At 61.2% G+C, this 859-nt stretch carries 1 protein-coding gene and 1 pseudogene; both read right to left on the reverse strand.

Annotation, left to right across the window (positions count from 1 at the left end):
• Positions 1-661, reverse strand: a 661-nt coding sequence (locus THIDRDRAFT_RS23335; RefSeq protein WP_007043419.1) for a hypothetical protein, incomplete at its 3' end; no start/stop codon positions are given.
• 119 nt (positions 662-780) lie between these two features.
• Positions 781-859 (reverse strand): annotated as a pseudogene (locus THIDRDRAFT_RS27480) (IS200/IS605 family transposase); the annotation flags it as partial.

The raw sequence follows: 859 nt of genomic DNA on the forward strand, positions 1-859 counted from the left end.
AGAGCTGTCGCGGCTGGCGCAGCACCCGTGTGCCCCCGACGGGCAGGGTCTGGAATTCGCGCAGCAGCGGATAGGCCCCCTTGGTGGACGTGAGGTTGACGTTGGCCTTCAGGCGCAAGCGAAATGGCAGCTCGCGCCGCAGGAGATACGTCAGCCAGTCGCGCCCGACGAACTCGCGATCGGCCAACAGGAAGGCCACTGGCTGACCCGGAAAGGTCGCGAAAAAGCGCTCCATCAGCGCGATGCGCTCGTTGGTGTTGGAGTTGCCGGCCTTGGGCAAAGCGGTCCACAGCAAGGGGATCGCCAATCCTCGGTAGGCGACACCGAGCACCAGCAGATTGATCTCGGCGCGTCCGAGTTTCCAGTTGGTGCGATCGAGCGTCAGCACCCACGCCTGCTGCGCGGGCAGGAGATCGCCAACCGTGCGGGCGATGTCCGCCTGATCCATCGTGAAGGAGCGCATGAAGCGCTGTAACCGGATGTAGTTCGAACTGGGCTTTGCGCGGCTCGAGAACACCGGCGCCAGGCGGGCCAGGTTGAACGAACGCACTTGCAGGACGGACAGGATGAAACGGGCGAGAAAATCGAGACGAGAGCCATGCCAGTCGAGGTGCGTGGCAAGCAAGGTTCGGAGCAGTTTGACAGTGCGGGTTTCGGGCATCGTGACGTTGGGGGCAGAGTCTCAAGACGATGCCATTATACTAAACAACCACCGGCTAAAAGCCGGTGGGTTTGAGTAACGGACTGAAAGTCCGGATACGCGTCGACTGAACGACGCGTCTAGAGCTCCACTCGAAATTCAGCCGCTGGGTCCGGCTCAAAATGATGCTCCAGGTACTGTTTTATCATCTCCTCGCTC

Source organism: Thiorhodococcus drewsii AZ1 (assembly GCF_000224065.1).
GTDB lineage: Bacteria > Pseudomonadota > Gammaproteobacteria > Chromatiales > Chromatiaceae > Imhoffiella > Imhoffiella drewsii.